The following is a 14,433-nucleotide window of genomic DNA, read 5'->3' as shown; positions in this document are numbered from 1 at the left end:
GAACTTCCTAATTATGCTCTATTTTAATTATCGGCTTTTTTAATCAATTTTTTACTTGTCATATATTGTTATTTTATCTACAAGAATATCGAATCTAAACTACTACTTTTCATAATCCACTCTATGCCATTTTTTCTTGACTGTTCCACTTTTTACCTGTAATATAAACTTGTACAAATAATACATTTTAGGGGTATAAATACATGAAAAAACTATATATAATGCTTACTTTAATCATAATTTTAGTTAGTGGAAAATTTATTTATAGTAACATTGATAAAAACTCAAATAAATATAACAATTTAGTTGAAGAGGAAATTAATGATGTAGAAGAGAAAATTACTTATACTGACAATGATGTAGAAGAGAGAATAAAAGAATTTTTTGAAACTACCTTTATTACAAAAGATTTGAGTAAATATAATAATTTACTTATAGAGGAATATAGAGAAGACAGTATAGATAGCTTTGCTGAAAATACAGAAGAAGTGAAAGTATTAGAGGTAAAAAAGCTAGAGACAAATAAACATCCTATGCTTAAAGAAGACGTAAATCATAACTATAAAGCTATAAAAAATAAATATAAAAATATTAATTTTTATATGATAAAATTTGATATTAAATATAAAAAAAATATGCCATCTCCTGTGGATTCAGGCATTTATTATTCAGTTATACCAATAGTAGGAGTTAAAAATACTCCCTTAATAATCCCTAACATGCATAAAGCATCATTATATAAAGGCAAATTAACCGTAGATAGTTAAGAAACCAAAATAGTAATATTATAAAGTTGAAAAAATGAAAAACCACGTTGAATATTACCTCAACGTGATCTTTAAATATTTCTACTCTTTGAAAATAATATTATGGACAAACTTTTTTCATTGGTGGAGGCGAAGTGCAACCTTTGAAATCCACCAAAATATATAAACTTGAAAACTCTTAAAAATTAATTTTGTGAAGTATTAATTCTATTATTCTTAATTATAATTGAAGCTATTAGCAAAACAATTCCAACCGCAGAAAACATAATTGGAATATGTGTACTTACAGCTGTTTTAGTAAGACCAAGAAAATCTAAACTCGTTAAGCCATTCAAAATACCTACATACCATAAAATTGTATAAATTATTTCAAAAGCAGTAGAATTTTTAGCAACATTCCCGATAAACATTCCCAATGCATTTACAAAGAAAGTCCCCATTAAAATATAAATAGCTCCTAGAAAATCATTTAATATTACAAATTTTATTATTATACTTATGTTTATAAACATAGTAAATAAAATTCCAGCAAACACTGAATTTAAAAGTTGAGACTCTCTATAATTTTTATAAGTACTGAGATAGTCTTCCATGTTACAATTTATTTGAATAGTCCCTAATTTAGACCATATAAAAATAGGTAAAATCCATATTATCGGAATTAAAAATTTATATAAAATTTCACCTTTTGCAAAGAATACTCCTATTGAACATAAAATTATAGCTGCATACCACCATAAATTACAAGTGGCAAACATAAGTTTAAGCTCACTTTGTATTATGCTTAAATTATTAGAATAACTTTTGCTTTCAAAAACTTCACTTAACACCATTCTTTTTTCATAATTATATTCCTTTTCTTTAATATCTATAACATTATTGAACTTTGAAGGCACTTTTGTTCTAATAAGAGACGTTCTTCTAAAAAATATAGAAGCTAAAAATAGTATTAAAATTCCTATAAGAATCCAAAAAACTCTTCCTATAAATATATTAATATCAATATTAACTTTATCCATTACAAAAGTTTTAATGTTATCATGAAGCGGCCCATGTGTTCCAAGGCTAAAGTAGTCCATGTCTTTAAATTCATCAAAGTTATTTTTAAATTGTTCTAAAATCACTTTAGAAGTAGTATTCATTCCAAAAACATCAGATAAATAAGATTTTGATCCTCTAAGAGATGCTACACATATACCAGACCACACAAAGAAATATACTACATTGCCAAAAGAGTTTCTAAGTATAGGAATAACCTCAAAGATTATAGCTATAACTGATACAATAAAACAAGCTGGTACTGCTAATATTACAAATGGTGTTAAAAGTTTAATTAACTCAAGAGAATAGCTTTCTCCTCGCACAAACTGCATTAAGATTGTAATAAAAATAACTATAACCATTTGTAACAATAGAAATAAAAAATTACCAAAGGCTTTTCCAAATATGAAAACCCAAGGCTTTGTACCTATAGAAGCAGTTATTTCACCAATTAAAAGTTCCCTTTCTCTCTTTATAGAATTTCTAACAAAATAAAAACCAATCAAGGTTACAACACTAATAAATGCTATTGTAGAAACCCATCCAAGCCATACAGAATTATAAATACCTCTATAAAAAAATCCTTCAAAATTATAATTCAATGTATAATAAAAACTACTATTATTTTGTGGAAAGAATAAATAGGATATATACATCATTAAAAGAGCTATAATGATTATACTTTTACTTCTTATTCTATCTAAAAAGTCCGATCTTCCTATATAATAAATTTGGTATAACTTATCCAATATTCTCCCCTCTCTTTCCAGAAGTATAATAAATATAAGCATCTTCAAGAGTAGGCTTCAGCTTCACAGCATTTGATGCTGGTTTATTTTCTGATATTACTCTTACTACCATTCCCTCATTTCTCCTTATGATGTTTCCTGTTATATATTTATCTTTTATATCTTCAAGTTCACTTTCCCCAGCTATGCATTCCCACACATTTCCTTCCAATGAATTTAAAAGTTCTTCATTTTTGCAGAAGCATATAAGTTTGCCTTTATTCATAAGTACTATCTTTTCTGCTGAAGACTCTACATCAGATACTATATGAGTAGACAATATAATTATTTTATCTTTAGATAAGCTATTGATTAAATTTCTAAAATTCATTCTTTCATTTGGATCTAATCCAATAGTAGGCTCATCTACTATAAGAATTTTGGGATCATTTAAAAGAGCTTGAGCGATGCCTATTCTCTGCCTCATACCACCTGAATAATTTCCTATACTTCTATTAGCTGCATCACTAAGATTTAATAAATCAATAAGTTCGTTTATTCTATTTTTTGCCTTTTTCATATTAAGTCCTTTTAAAGCTGCCATATACTTTAGAAATTCAACCGCAGTTAAATTAGGAAATACTCCAAAACTTTGAGGCAGGTATCCTAAATCATGTCTAAGTTCATCCCCATTTTTATGAATATCTTGTCCATTCCAAGTAATAACGCCTTCACTTGGTTTTGAAACTGTTGCTATCATCTTCATTAATGTTGATTTTCCAGCACCATTTGCCCCTAAAAGACCTATTACTCCTCCTTCTAATTCCATATTAAAATTTGAAAGAGCTGTAAAATTGTTTGAATACTTTTTTGAAACATTTTTTATTGAAAGCATGATATTTCCTCCTAAAATTAACATAATAAATTTTCCAAAAACTATTTCCCGCTTATAGTTATATCTCCATCTGAAGCTGAAAGCTTAATATTCTTATCCTTTATAGAAGAATCTACATTTGAACCCAGATTATTCGTTACTTCACCTAACCTTGAACTAGCAGATAAATTGAATTTTTCATCTTTAGGTAATTTTAAATCTATATCTCCTAAGTGTGAATTCACATTAATATTACCGCATATTTTATCTAAAGAAATTTCAATATCGCTGTCATTAACATAACATTCTATATCTTTTGAATTTGAATTTAATATATTTATTTTACTTAACTTGGATTTTATAGATAATTTATTTTTATAACTTTTGGGAATGCTAATATTTACACTCAAAGTCTCACCACCAAAAACAAATCCCGACTCACTTTTATCATTTGTCTTAACATATGTCTTAACATATAATATATTATTTTCAATTTTGCTTTCTAACCCATACTCATTAGCTACATATCCCCTTTTTGTTCTAGAGAAACTGCATTTTATATCCTTTGAATCTGAATCTGTAATATTAACATTAAAATTTCCATTTAATGATATCTCCTTTAAATTTGATATTTCTTCTGAAGTGAAAATCCTTTGTTCATTGGTTGTTTTAGCTGGTAAAAAAAATATGATGCCTCCTCCTAGTGAAATCACTACCAAAATAACCAATAAAGCTTTTAATCCTTTTTTTCCCATAAACTTGCCTCCTACATTTTGAATATTGATCATAAACCTGATACGCTATGTCTCATGTTCTGTTAAATTTCTTTATAAACTAAAGTATATACCTGTAAAATTAATGCCTTATTAACATAAGCTTAATGAAACATAAATTTTGTACATTTCAAACATTGCTATGTTATAATAAGTTTGAATTAAATGTTAAAATATACAAATTTAATTTTTGATAATCTTATAATAAAATGTAAATATAAGAAATACGAGGTGAAAAAATTGAATTCAGTTTTAGTTGTAGATGATGAGAAAGAAATTGTAGAGCTAATAGATTTTTATCTAAAGAATAATGGATATAATACCTACAGGGCCTTCAATGGTAAAGAAGCATTGGAAATCTTTGAAAAAGTTCAAATAGACCTAATAATATTGGATATAATGATGCCTAAGCTTGATGGAAAAGAAGTTTTAAGAAAAATCAGAGATAAAAATAACACCCCTATAATATTTTTATCCGCCAAAGGTGAAGATATAGATAAAATTGATGGATTATTTCTTGGAGCAGATGATTATCTTGCCAAGCCCTTCAATCCTCTAGAACTCATTGCAAGGGTTAAGGCCTTATTAAGAAGAAGTAGTGTATTAAATACTCAAGCACCAGGAAGTACAAACATACTCATTACTGAACATTTAAAATTAGATGAAAATATTTGCAAAGTATATAAAGATAATGAGGAACTTCAACTAACCTCATTTGAATACAAGCTTATATGCTTTCTTATGAAAAATAAAAATAAAGTTTTTACTAAAGGACAATTGTACGAAAATGTATGGGATCAATCTTATCTTGGAGATGAAAAAATTATAATGGTTTATATAAGTAAGTTAAGAGAAAAAATAGAGGACAATCCAAAAGAGCCTAAATTTATTAAAACCATAAGAGGTCTTGGTTATTTGTTTGAGGGTAAGTAAATTATGAAGTTAAATTTTAAGATTGGTAATAAAAAATTAGATATAAAAAACTTTCTTACTATAAATTATTTAGTAACTTTCCTGATATTATACATAACTGTGCAGTTATCATATAAATCTTCAACTTTTATTTTGGAAAAATTTATTCTTAATAATGAACAAGTTAGCAATAGCTCAATGATTTCATACTATAATAAGGATTTTAATAAAATAAAACTTGGTTTTCTCTCAGAAATGGGTGGCTGGGAAGAAGTTCTAGATGAAAATAAAAAGGTAATCTATATAAAGGGTGAAAAGAAAGATGATATAATGCAATATACTGAAAAACAACTATTTGAATTAGTCTCTTTTACAGAGTATTCACCGGAAAAGCCTTATGTTGGAAGAGTATTTTCAGTAGAAGGCAAAAATGGAAAACCATATATTTTTCTTTGTAAAATAGATAGACGAAAAGTTGAATATTCATTTATATACAAACCTAATTTTTCTAGTAAATCAGATACCTTTCTTTCTTTAAAAGTTTTTGGTACATTATATTTAATTCAAATTCTTTTATTGTTAATAGGTATATATATTTATAGTATTATAAGTTCAAAATTTATAACAACTCCTCTTAAAACCTTTGTAAATAGTATAAAGAATTTTAAAAAGCTTGATTATAGTACTAGAACTAATATAAAAGGGTTAAAAGAACTTCAAGAAGTTCAAAATGAATTTAATGAAATGGTAATAAAACTTGAAAAAGTTGAAGAAGAAAATAAAAGAATTGATAACAATAAGAAAAGACTTTTAGTAGATATATCTCATGATTTAAAGACGCCTATAACCTCCATTCAAGGCTTCTCCAAGCTTTTATTAGAGGAAAATGTAACTTCTGAAGAAAGAGACAATTTTTTAAAAATAATACTTAATAAAGCAGTATATTCTACAGTGCTTATTGAAGATCTGTTTGCACTTTCAAAACTAGAGGATTCAGGATATAATCTTTCTTTAGCAGAACTTGATTTTAACGAATGGCTGAGACGTCTTATTGTAGAATATTATGAAGAATTTGAAAATAAACATTTTAACTTGGAAGTTAATATTAGTGAGCATTCTATTATATTTAAGTTTGATGAAAAATTAATGAAAAGAGCAATTTCTAATATTTTCAACAATGCTCTAAACCATAATGAAAATTATACAAGTTTAAAAATTGAATCTTATCTAAAAGAAAATAATGTAATCTTAAAAATTGGCAGTGATGGAGCTGGTATTGATAAATCAATAAGTGGGACAATATTTGAGCCCTTTGTAAAAACAGATAATAGTAATTCTAGTGGAAGTGGTCTTGGCTTAGCCATAACCAAAAAAATTATAGAAAAACATGGTGGAAGCATAAAACTAACCTCTAGTGAATTCGAAAAAATTTTATTTGTTATTTCTATACCTATTAAAGCTGACACCTAAAGTGCCGAATTAACCACTTCAGAAACTCAACAATATAATTATGACAAATGAAAATTTTAGGTGGTGTTGCTATGGCAATGTGGAATCCGTGGCGTGGCTGTCATAAATATAGCGAAAGTGATGGTTACCTTACCACCATTACTTCATCCAATTTTATAAAAAACCTCACTTGCTTATGATACGGTTCACCGTAACTACTGTAAGTGAGGTTTTTCCATAGCATTTTCAAATGACCAACTACAATGTTCTATTACCATAACTATTAAATAATGTTATTATCATATAGGAATCCAGTATCGCTCATTATTTCATCATAATTAGCATCCCTAATGATTGAATGGTCTTTTGAAAATACTATTGCTCTTTTAAATATTCCGTTTATGTATTCAAAGTCATGTGTAGAACATAAAATAGTTTTTCCAGCATTATTTATGTTAATCATGAATTCTTTTAAAAACCTTTTGGTTCTAGGGTCCAGTCCATTCATCGGCTCATCAAAGATATATACATCTGGATTTAGAACCACTACAGTGGCTATTGATACTTTCTTCTTTTCTCCACCACTCAAATGATATGGTTGTCTATTCCTTAATTCCTCAATTTTCAATAGTTTTAAAGTATCATTTACTCGTTTTTCAACTTCTTCTTCAGTCATTCCCATTTGTCTTGGTCCAAATGCTATTTCATCATAAACATTGGAACAGAAAAGCTGTACTTCTGAATTTTGAAAAACAAAGCCTATTTTTTTATGAAATGCTTTTGAAAATTTTTCTTTCTGCAATTTCTTATAAGTTATTTCTTCGCCTTCAAAAAAGTATCCCCCTTGCTGTGGAGATATTAAACCATTAATCAATTTCATTAACGTAGACTTTCCACTGCCATTTACCCCTATCAAAGCAATGGCTTCCCCCTCCTGAACATGTAAATCTATATTTTTTAATGCTTCAGCGTTCTGATCATATGAATAGGAAACATTTTTTATATCAATCATAAAATCACACCCTATCAAAATAAAAATATGTTATTATAAATAATGCATTAGCTAAGATACAGATATAATCAGCTAATCTAAATTTAAATTTGTTATATACTTTATATTCACCTGTATATCCTCTGCATTCCATTGCTCCATACATTTCTTCTGCTGCTTCCTTTGACTTTATGAACATCGTTCCCACTATTCCTGAAAGAGATGCATTCTTATTATCACTTCTACCAACAGATCTTAATTTAAGTGCATAAACCATACTTAAGGAAAACTCCCCTAATACCATTATATACTTTATTGTTATATCAAGTACAAAAATAAACATGTCAGGCACATGAAATACTTTTAAAGCTCTTATTAGGTCATTCCATTGGGTTGTGCAAGCTAATATATTAACTGACCCAACGGAAACTAAAACCTTTAAAGTAATCATTAAAGCATTATTACCGTATCCCCAAAAAACTGATGGTAATAGAATAATTAAAGTAAATATTGCTACTACGAAACTAACTTTCAATATATATTTTATTTCATTAATACTTAAAAAATTAATTAACACAAGCAAAAGTACATTACTAATTAAAACAAAAGTAAAACTCTTAGTCAAAGAAACAAAAATAACTAGCACAAATGTTGTAATAAGTTTAAGTACTGCATTAATTCCAAGTTTATTAGCTCTATATTCTGTTTGTAATCTAAATCTTGTAAGTACCTCAAACATAGATAGGATGCTCTTATTAATAAAAGCATCCTTATCCTTTTGAGGTATATAGTTATCTTTTTTTAAAAGCCATTCTGGCATTTATAACATCCTCTCTTTTTAGGTTATCTGTTCACACTGTTGATACCTTTTCTCATATTTGCTATCACTCTAAATACTATTAAAAGTATGGCAACTCCTGCAACTGCTGATAAAATATACCCAAAATAATCTGGTAGTCCTTCAACTGAATAATCTGGCATTAATGCACTAAGGCTAAATCCATTTTCCATACCTTTAGGTATAAATCCTAATGCTTTACCACCTGTAGTCACAGAACTTATCTCATCAGCTCCCCATTCTCCCCAAGCTGTACCTGAAGCTAATAAACCAATAGGCGATAAACATATTAATGCAATTATTAAAACATATATAGGTTTCCTTTTCGCAGTAGAGTCTTCGTATATAATACCAGGTGAAACTTTCTTTACAAAACCCAATACCCCAAGTGTAATAATTGCTTCTATAACACCTGCAACTGCAAGGTGTGGAACAAGCATTGAAGGGATTGAGATTGATAATGGATATGGACAATATAGTGGCATTCCTAATGCATCTTTAAATAGCAATGGCTGTATACCAAACTCTATTGAAGCACATAAAGCACCAACGTTTAAAGCTAAGTATGAAGCAATGAAAGTTGAAATATATTCCCCTTTTTCTCCCTTGATTCTTTCTTGTAAAAACTTATAAATATAATATCCTGCAAATGGAATAACGAATGCTATATTAAAACAATTTGCTCCAAAAGCTAAGACACCACCATCTCCAAATAATAGAGCTTGAAGTAGAAGTGCAATAGTTATAGAAATACAAGCTGATTCAGGTCCTAAAAGAATAGCTAATAATGTTCCACCAACAGCATGACCAGTTGTTCCTCCAGGTAATGGAACATTAAACATCATTGTTAAAAATGAAAGTGATGCCCCTATTCCCATAAGTGGCATTTTCTTTTTACTAACCTCACTTTTTACCTTTTTAATTGACTTTGTCCAAATTGGAATCATTACAGCTCCCATTACAGCACAGGTAGCTGGACTTAAATAATTTTCTGGAATATGCATTTTATCCCCTCCTCTAAAATTTAACAAAAAATAAAACCACAAAAATTGATAACTGCCTACAGCAATCAACCTTCGTGGTTATTAATCAAGAATAATGTGTTTATTAAAATGAAATGTATACTCTCGTAGCATACAAGCTTATAATACCATATGATTCCAAATTTGTAAATATTAACCTTTTTTACAACTCTTGTTTTTATCTTTTCTTCAATAAACTTTTTAAGCTTCCATTTCTAAGTATAGCCTATGAAGCTTGTTACTCATATAAAGATGGCAACTACAATGTAGTGCCATCTTTTGTATTAGAAATTTATTTTTTCTATATAGTGACAATTAACGTCAATATGGTTTAAGAACAACAATAATCTTTCATAAAGTGGATGAGTTTTATCACCATACTTTGCTTCTAGATTTTCTCCAATATCTTTTACAGTTTTCTTGCCATTTATTTGCAAAAATACATAACTTCCATACTCATCCATGGAAATTCTTTTATATTCTGGAATTCTAAATTTAAGTTTTCTAAAGAAGTTTTGGATCTTGTGATCTTGTTTTTCAAGTATTGTCACAATATTGTCCTTATCTACTTCATATTCTAAACTATCAGATACTTTAAATATTATGCTTAAGACCTCTTCGTTATTATTCATCATTTTTTACCTTACTGTTCATTATAGGTATTATAGTAGCTATTATAAGACCTACTAATATTAAAAATGCCATTCCATTAGAAGCAACGAATCCACTTGGTCCAGATCCTTTTATAACCTCTGTTACTTGGAATATTATACCTATAAGTCCTATTATAGAACCACCAGCAACAAGTCCAGATGATAAACTTATACCATTAGAAATTTTAACTTCTTTTTCTTTTTCAGATTTAGAAGTTCTTTCTACAAATAAACGAACTAATGCACCTATTAGTATTATAGAAGTTGTAGATATTGGTAAATAGAATCCTATAGCAACTGTCATTACAGGAAGGTTTAATAAGAATAAAACAACTCCCATAACAGCACCAGCAATTATCATAACCCAAGGTAATTTACCTGACATTATACCAGCAGTTAATGTTGACATTAAGTTAGCTTGAGGTAGTGCAAATGGAACGTTATCACCAGTCATTGCAAGTTGGTTAGAAAGTAATAATATAGTACCAACAACTACTGTAACACCAACTATACCAGCTATAGCAAAGTATTTTTGCATTTCATTTTTGTCGCCACCTATTATGAAAGTAACTTTTTGTGATTGAGAATAACCACCAGCCATAGCTATAGCAGTAACTATAAATGTACCAAATAAAAGTAATGATTTGTTGCTTTCAGGATTTTTCCATCCCATTGCAACGAATAATAATGTTACAACAACTATAGAAGCTATAGTCATACCAGATACAGGAAGGTTCGAAGTTCCTATAGTACCTGTTAAACGACCAGAAACTATAACAAATAGTAATGATAAGAATAATGATAAAATAGAAGCAGCTATTGCCATTAATATATTACCACCAGATATCAAGAAACCGCCTATGAAACATATTACTATACCACCAAGTAATATTATGTTTCCAGCAGATGAACCCTCACCACTATTTGAAGACTTAGCATTAATAGTTTCTTTTATGGAAGATACTATTGTAGGTATAAGCCTTACAGCACCTATTAAACCACCAGAAAGCATCACTCCAGCACCGATATATTTTACATAACTACCAGCTATGTGTTTAACCTGCATAGCGTTTATAGCAACACTCGGATTATTCCATACAGCTGCACCATCTTGTGCAAGAGCAGCGAAGTAACCTATTAAAGGCATAATACAGAAGTTAGATAATATAGAACCAGCAAACATAGTTAAAGAAACCTCTAAACCAACTATATATCCTATACCTAATAATAGTGGATTGACTTCAACTTCAAATTTCCACTTGTAGAAGGTTTCGTTTACATAACTTATAACGTTGTTAGCTACATTTAAAAATGAACTAGTTACAACAGTTATAATACCGCCTATTCCAAACCCGATTCCCATGTACTTCATTGATTCTCCAGCACCTTCTGAAGCAACAAGTGTTTCAGCTATAGCCATTGACTCAGGGTACATTAATTTACCGTGTTCTTCAACCATTAAGTAATTGTGAACAAGAGAAGCTATTCCTATACCGAATAAAACTCCACCTACACCAACAGCAAAACCTTCTAAGAAAGTAACTTTAGAACCTATTAATAGAATTGCTGGTAAAACAAATATTATACCACTAGCAACAGATTCTGCACCACTTGACATACCTTGAATTAAGTTTTTACCAAGAATACCTTTTTGTTTAGAAAATACAGCTATAAGAGCGGAACCTAGTATAGAACCAGGTATACCAGCTGCAACTGTAAGACCTGATTTCATACCCGAATAGGCAGTAGATGCTGCGAACAAAGCAGCCAAGATGATACCAATTATCAATACGACACCGTTTCCACCAGATTTAGAACCACTAGAAACGTAAGGTACGTAGTCTTTACCAGCTACCCCACCATATGCATATTTAGATAACTTTTTATTCACCATATATCCTCCTAATGTATTATATATACATATTATAACATAATTTCCAATAAAATATAGTGCTTTTAAAATATTTTAAAATATAAATTTTTTCACTTATTTGATTGCAATGAAATAAATTATAAGGACCAAAGATCAAAATCTTTGGTCCAAACATTTAATTAGGCATATTAAAATAAATAGCCTAGCATACTGACTTATTTAAATGTTCCTTATTTTAAATTCTTTAATACTTCCAATAAGTATTCCCAGGTCCTCTGAACTGAAGAAATACTCATATGTTCATTTGGAGTGTGAACATCATATAGATTTGGTCCAAAAGAAATAGCATCTATTTGGTCAAATTTTTCTGCAAACAGTCCGCACTCAAGCCCAGCATGAATTGCAGTTATATGAGGTTTCTTTTTGTACATTTTTTCATATATATCTTCAAAAATTGTTCTTATTTTTGAATCAGGATTATATGCCCATTCAGGGTAACCAGATTCAGCAACAACACTTCCGCCATTCAATTTAGCCGTTACAGCTAATCTATTATATAATTCGTTCTTTAAACTTCTAACGGAACTTCTGATTGAGGTTATGAATTCTACGGAATCTTTATGAGTAAAAATTATTCCGAGATTCAAGGAGCTTTGTACTAACCCCCTAATATCCATGCTCATGGAAGTTACCCCATTTATAACTAAGTATAAGTAGTTAACTACATTATTAGTTGATTCTTTTGAAAGCATTTCCGAATGCAAGGTAGGTAAAACTTCAAATTCTACTCTTACATCAGGATCTGGTGTTCTCAATTCAGTTTTAAATAATTCTTCACACTCAGATATTTTTTGCTCAACTAAAGCTTTGTCCTCGGCTCTTACTAAGATAACAGCATCTGTCTCACGTGGAATAGCATTGTGCTTAGATCCACCGTTTAATGAACTGAGTCTAAAATCTATTTCAGATAAAATAGACATAAGTATACGACCCATTAATTTATTAGAGTTCCCTCTTCCTTTATCTATTTCCATTCCAGAATGTCCACCTTTTAAGCCTCTTATTCTAATTATATATGGAACAAGGTTTTCATCTATTGCTTCCCATACTGCAGGAATTGTTGTTTTAACTGTAACTCCACCAGCACAGCTCACTAATAGCGTACCTTCTTCTTCGGAGTCTATGTTAATAATTGTTCTTCCTTCTATATTTTTAGGTTCTAATGCGATTGCTCCATCCATTCCTGTTTCTTCTGAAGTGGTAACAAGCAATTCTATTGCCGGATGTTGATATTCATTAGAAGCCAAAATTGCTAGTCCCATTGCAACCGCAATTCCATTATCTGCTCCCAAAGTTGTGCCAGTTGCATATATCATGTCATCAATTATTCTTAACTTTAGCGGATCCTTAGTAAAATCATGTTCTATATCTATATTTTTTTCACACACCATATCCATATGACCTTGCAAAACAATAGCAGGACTGTTTTCATATCCAGATGTTGCTTTCTTTTTTATAACAACATTTAATGCAGAGTCCTGAACATATTCTAGATTATGATCTTTAGCAAAGGATACTAAATAATCGCTAATCCCTTTTTCATTTCCAGACCCTCTTGGAATCTGTGATAGCTTTTCAAAGTATTTAAATACTTCAACTGGTTGTACATCTTTAAGTACTTCTTTCATTGTTATTACCACCCTTCTCATTTTATATTTTTTATAGGTATATTCCAAAAATTGTAAATACCCCTATAGCTATATTTACCACAAACTAAAATAAAAATCAACATATATAATTTTACGTATTTTTTATATTTCTATATAATTAAACATTAAAACCTTTAGTCTTGCATCTTGATAATATTACTTTATCAATAAATAAAAAAACCGTATCAGAATTTGATATACTTCCCTTATGATAGACAGTTTAAATAATAAAACTGTTTATCGCGAGGAGAAGCATATTTTATGGGTAGAAAAGCGAAAATATCATTTGAAGAAAAATGCAAAACCATTAAAGATTATTTATCTGGTAAAGGGTCACATGAAGCTTTTACTAGAGCTTTCAAAGGAACATATAGTGTAACTCCAAGTGAATACCGAAAAAAGCCTAAGCCTGTCGTTCTTCGTACAAAAACAAACCCTTTCGACCGCTACTTTTTAGGATTGGGGGAGATTGGTATGATGAAATCTACAGATGATGTTAAAATTTATGAGTGTGTGAAAGTTTTTCTGTAAATAGCTTTCTATGATAATTATTTTATAGGCATGGAGGTCATGGTAAAACTCCATGCCTTAATTACAATATAATTAACAATGAATTGCATGTCAAGAACACCCTAGGGAAGGGCGTGTTTTTTTGGCCGTAGGCTTAATTAAAAAAGTCTTCCTTCAAACATTATTGATAACTCACCATATACTTTTCCCCAATTACGAAGAGGCATAGTCCACTTTTTCGTAGCTTCAAATGTTGCTAAGTACAAAGCTTTCATTAATGCAGTATCACTTGG

Annotated in this window: 12 protein-coding genes and 2 pseudogenes; 4 read left to right on the top strand and 10 right to left on the bottom strand. The window is 29.4% G+C overall.

The genetic code is table 11. The features are described from left to right. Positions 1 to 203 precede the first annotated feature (203 nt). The gene (locus T514_RS0120335) at positions 204 to 767 is read left to right on the top strand and encodes a RasGAP domain-containing protein (protein ID WP_027626406.1); all 564 of its coding nucleotides are present in this window, start codon (positions 204 to 206) and stop codon (positions 765 to 767) included. Positions 768 to 952: 185 nt separating this feature from the next. On the opposite strand, the gene T514_RS0120330 is transcribed toward T514_RS0120335, so the two are convergent. Genes T514_RS0120330 through T514_RS0120320 form a run of 3 tightly spaced genes read right to left on the bottom strand, consistent with a single transcriptional unit; the run spans position 953 to position 4,165 of the window. After that, the gene (locus tag T514_RS0120330) at positions 953 to 2,557 is read right to left on the bottom strand and encodes a hypothetical protein (protein WP_027626405.1); all 1,605 of its coding nucleotides are present in this window, start codon (positions 2,555 to 2,557) and stop codon (positions 953 to 955) included. Further along, positions 2,550 to 3,431, bottom strand: a complete 882-nt coding sequence (locus T514_RS0120325; protein ID WP_084284789.1) for an ABC transporter ATP-binding protein — start codon at positions 3,429 to 3,431, stop codon at positions 2,550 to 2,552. The genes T514_RS0120330 and T514_RS0120325 overlap by 8 nt, the downstream gene beginning before the upstream one ends. 41 nt (positions 3,432 to 3,472) lie before the next feature. Continuing rightward, positions 3,473 to 4,165 carry a DUF4097 family beta strand repeat-containing protein gene (locus tag T514_RS0120320; protein ID WP_027626403.1) on the bottom strand — a complete coding sequence of 231 codons (693 nt, stop codon included), beginning with the start codon at positions 4,163 to 4,165 and terminating at the stop codon, positions 3,473 to 3,475. Between the two features lie 249 nt (positions 4,166 to 4,414). Between T514_RS0120320 and T514_RS0120315 the strand changes: the two genes are divergently transcribed. After that, entirely contained in the window at positions 4,415 to 5,116 is a 702-nt protein-coding gene (locus tag T514_RS0120315; RefSeq protein ID WP_341350174.1) for a response regulator transcription factor, read from the top strand. A 132-nt stretch (positions 5,117 to 5,248) separates the two neighbouring features. Then, on the top strand, positions 5,249 to 6,565 hold the full coding sequence (locus tag T514_RS0120310) for a HAMP domain-containing sensor histidine kinase (RefSeq protein WP_169735838.1): 1,317 nt from the start codon (positions 5,249 to 5,251) through the stop codon (positions 6,563 to 6,565). A gap of 262 nt (positions 6,566 to 6,827) precedes the next feature. Here the strand turns inward: T514_RS0120310 and T514_RS0120305 are convergent, their stop codons facing one another. The 6 genes from T514_RS0120305 to T514_RS0120280 all read right to left on the bottom strand — a co-directional run bounded on the left by T514_RS0120305 (position 6,828) and on the right by T514_RS0120280 (position 13,609). Next, positions 6,828 to 7,556, bottom strand: a complete 729-nt coding sequence (locus T514_RS0120305) for an energy-coupling factor ABC transporter ATP-binding protein (RefSeq protein ID WP_027626400.1) — start codon at positions 7,554 to 7,556, stop codon at positions 6,828 to 6,830. A gap of 4 nt (positions 7,557 to 7,560) precedes the next feature. Further along, complete coding sequence (locus T514_RS0120300) at positions 7,561 to 8,355, bottom strand: energy-coupling factor transporter transmembrane component T (protein ID WP_027626399.1); 795 nt, start codon at positions 8,353 to 8,355, stop codon at positions 7,561 to 7,563. A gap of 23 nt (positions 8,356 to 8,378) precedes the next feature. Continuing rightward, positions 8,379 to 9,377: a cobalt transporter CbiM gene (gene cbiM / locus T514_RS0120295; protein ID WP_027626398.1), complete on the bottom strand. Its 999-nt coding sequence runs from the start codon at positions 9,375 to 9,377 to the stop codon at positions 8,379 to 8,381. Positions 9,378 to 9,679: 302 nt separating this feature from the next. Continuing rightward, positions 9,680 to 10,030 (bottom strand): PqqD family protein, encoded by a 351-nt coding sequence (locus T514_RS0120290; RefSeq protein ID WP_207640957.1) that lies wholly within the window; start codon positions 10,028 to 10,030, stop codon positions 9,680 to 9,682. After that, positions 10,020 to 11,939, bottom strand: a complete 1,920-nt coding sequence (locus T514_RS0120285) for an OPT family oligopeptide transporter (RefSeq protein WP_027626396.1) — start codon at positions 11,937 to 11,939, stop codon at positions 10,020 to 10,022. The genes T514_RS0120290 and T514_RS0120285 overlap by 11 nt, the downstream gene beginning before the upstream one ends. A gap of 212 nt (positions 11,940 to 12,151) precedes the next feature. Beyond that, positions 12,152 to 13,609, bottom strand: coding sequence for an aminoacyl-histidine dipeptidase (locus tag T514_RS0120280; RefSeq protein WP_027626395.1), 1,458 nt, complete (start codon positions 13,607 to 13,609; stop codon positions 12,152 to 12,154). Between the two features lie 276 nt (positions 13,610 to 13,885). Here T514_RS0120280 and T514_RS0120275 point away from each other — a divergent pair. Next, a pseudogene (locus T514_RS0120275) lies at positions 13,886 to 14,137 on the top strand (AraC family transcriptional regulator); the annotation flags it as partial. 161 nt (positions 14,138 to 14,298) lie between these two features. Here the strand turns inward: T514_RS0120275 and T514_RS26340 are convergent. Then, positions 14,299 to 14,433 (bottom strand): annotated as a pseudogene (locus tag T514_RS26340) (IS256 family transposase); the annotation flags it as partial.

Source organism: Clostridium lundense DSM 17049, assembly GCF_000619945.1.
Lineage (GTDB): Bacteria > Bacillota > Clostridia > Clostridiales > Clostridiaceae > Clostridium_AO > Clostridium_AO lundense.
The sequence above is the reverse complement of the archived record's forward strand: the minus strand, read 5'-3'. Positions and strand labels throughout refer to the sequence as shown.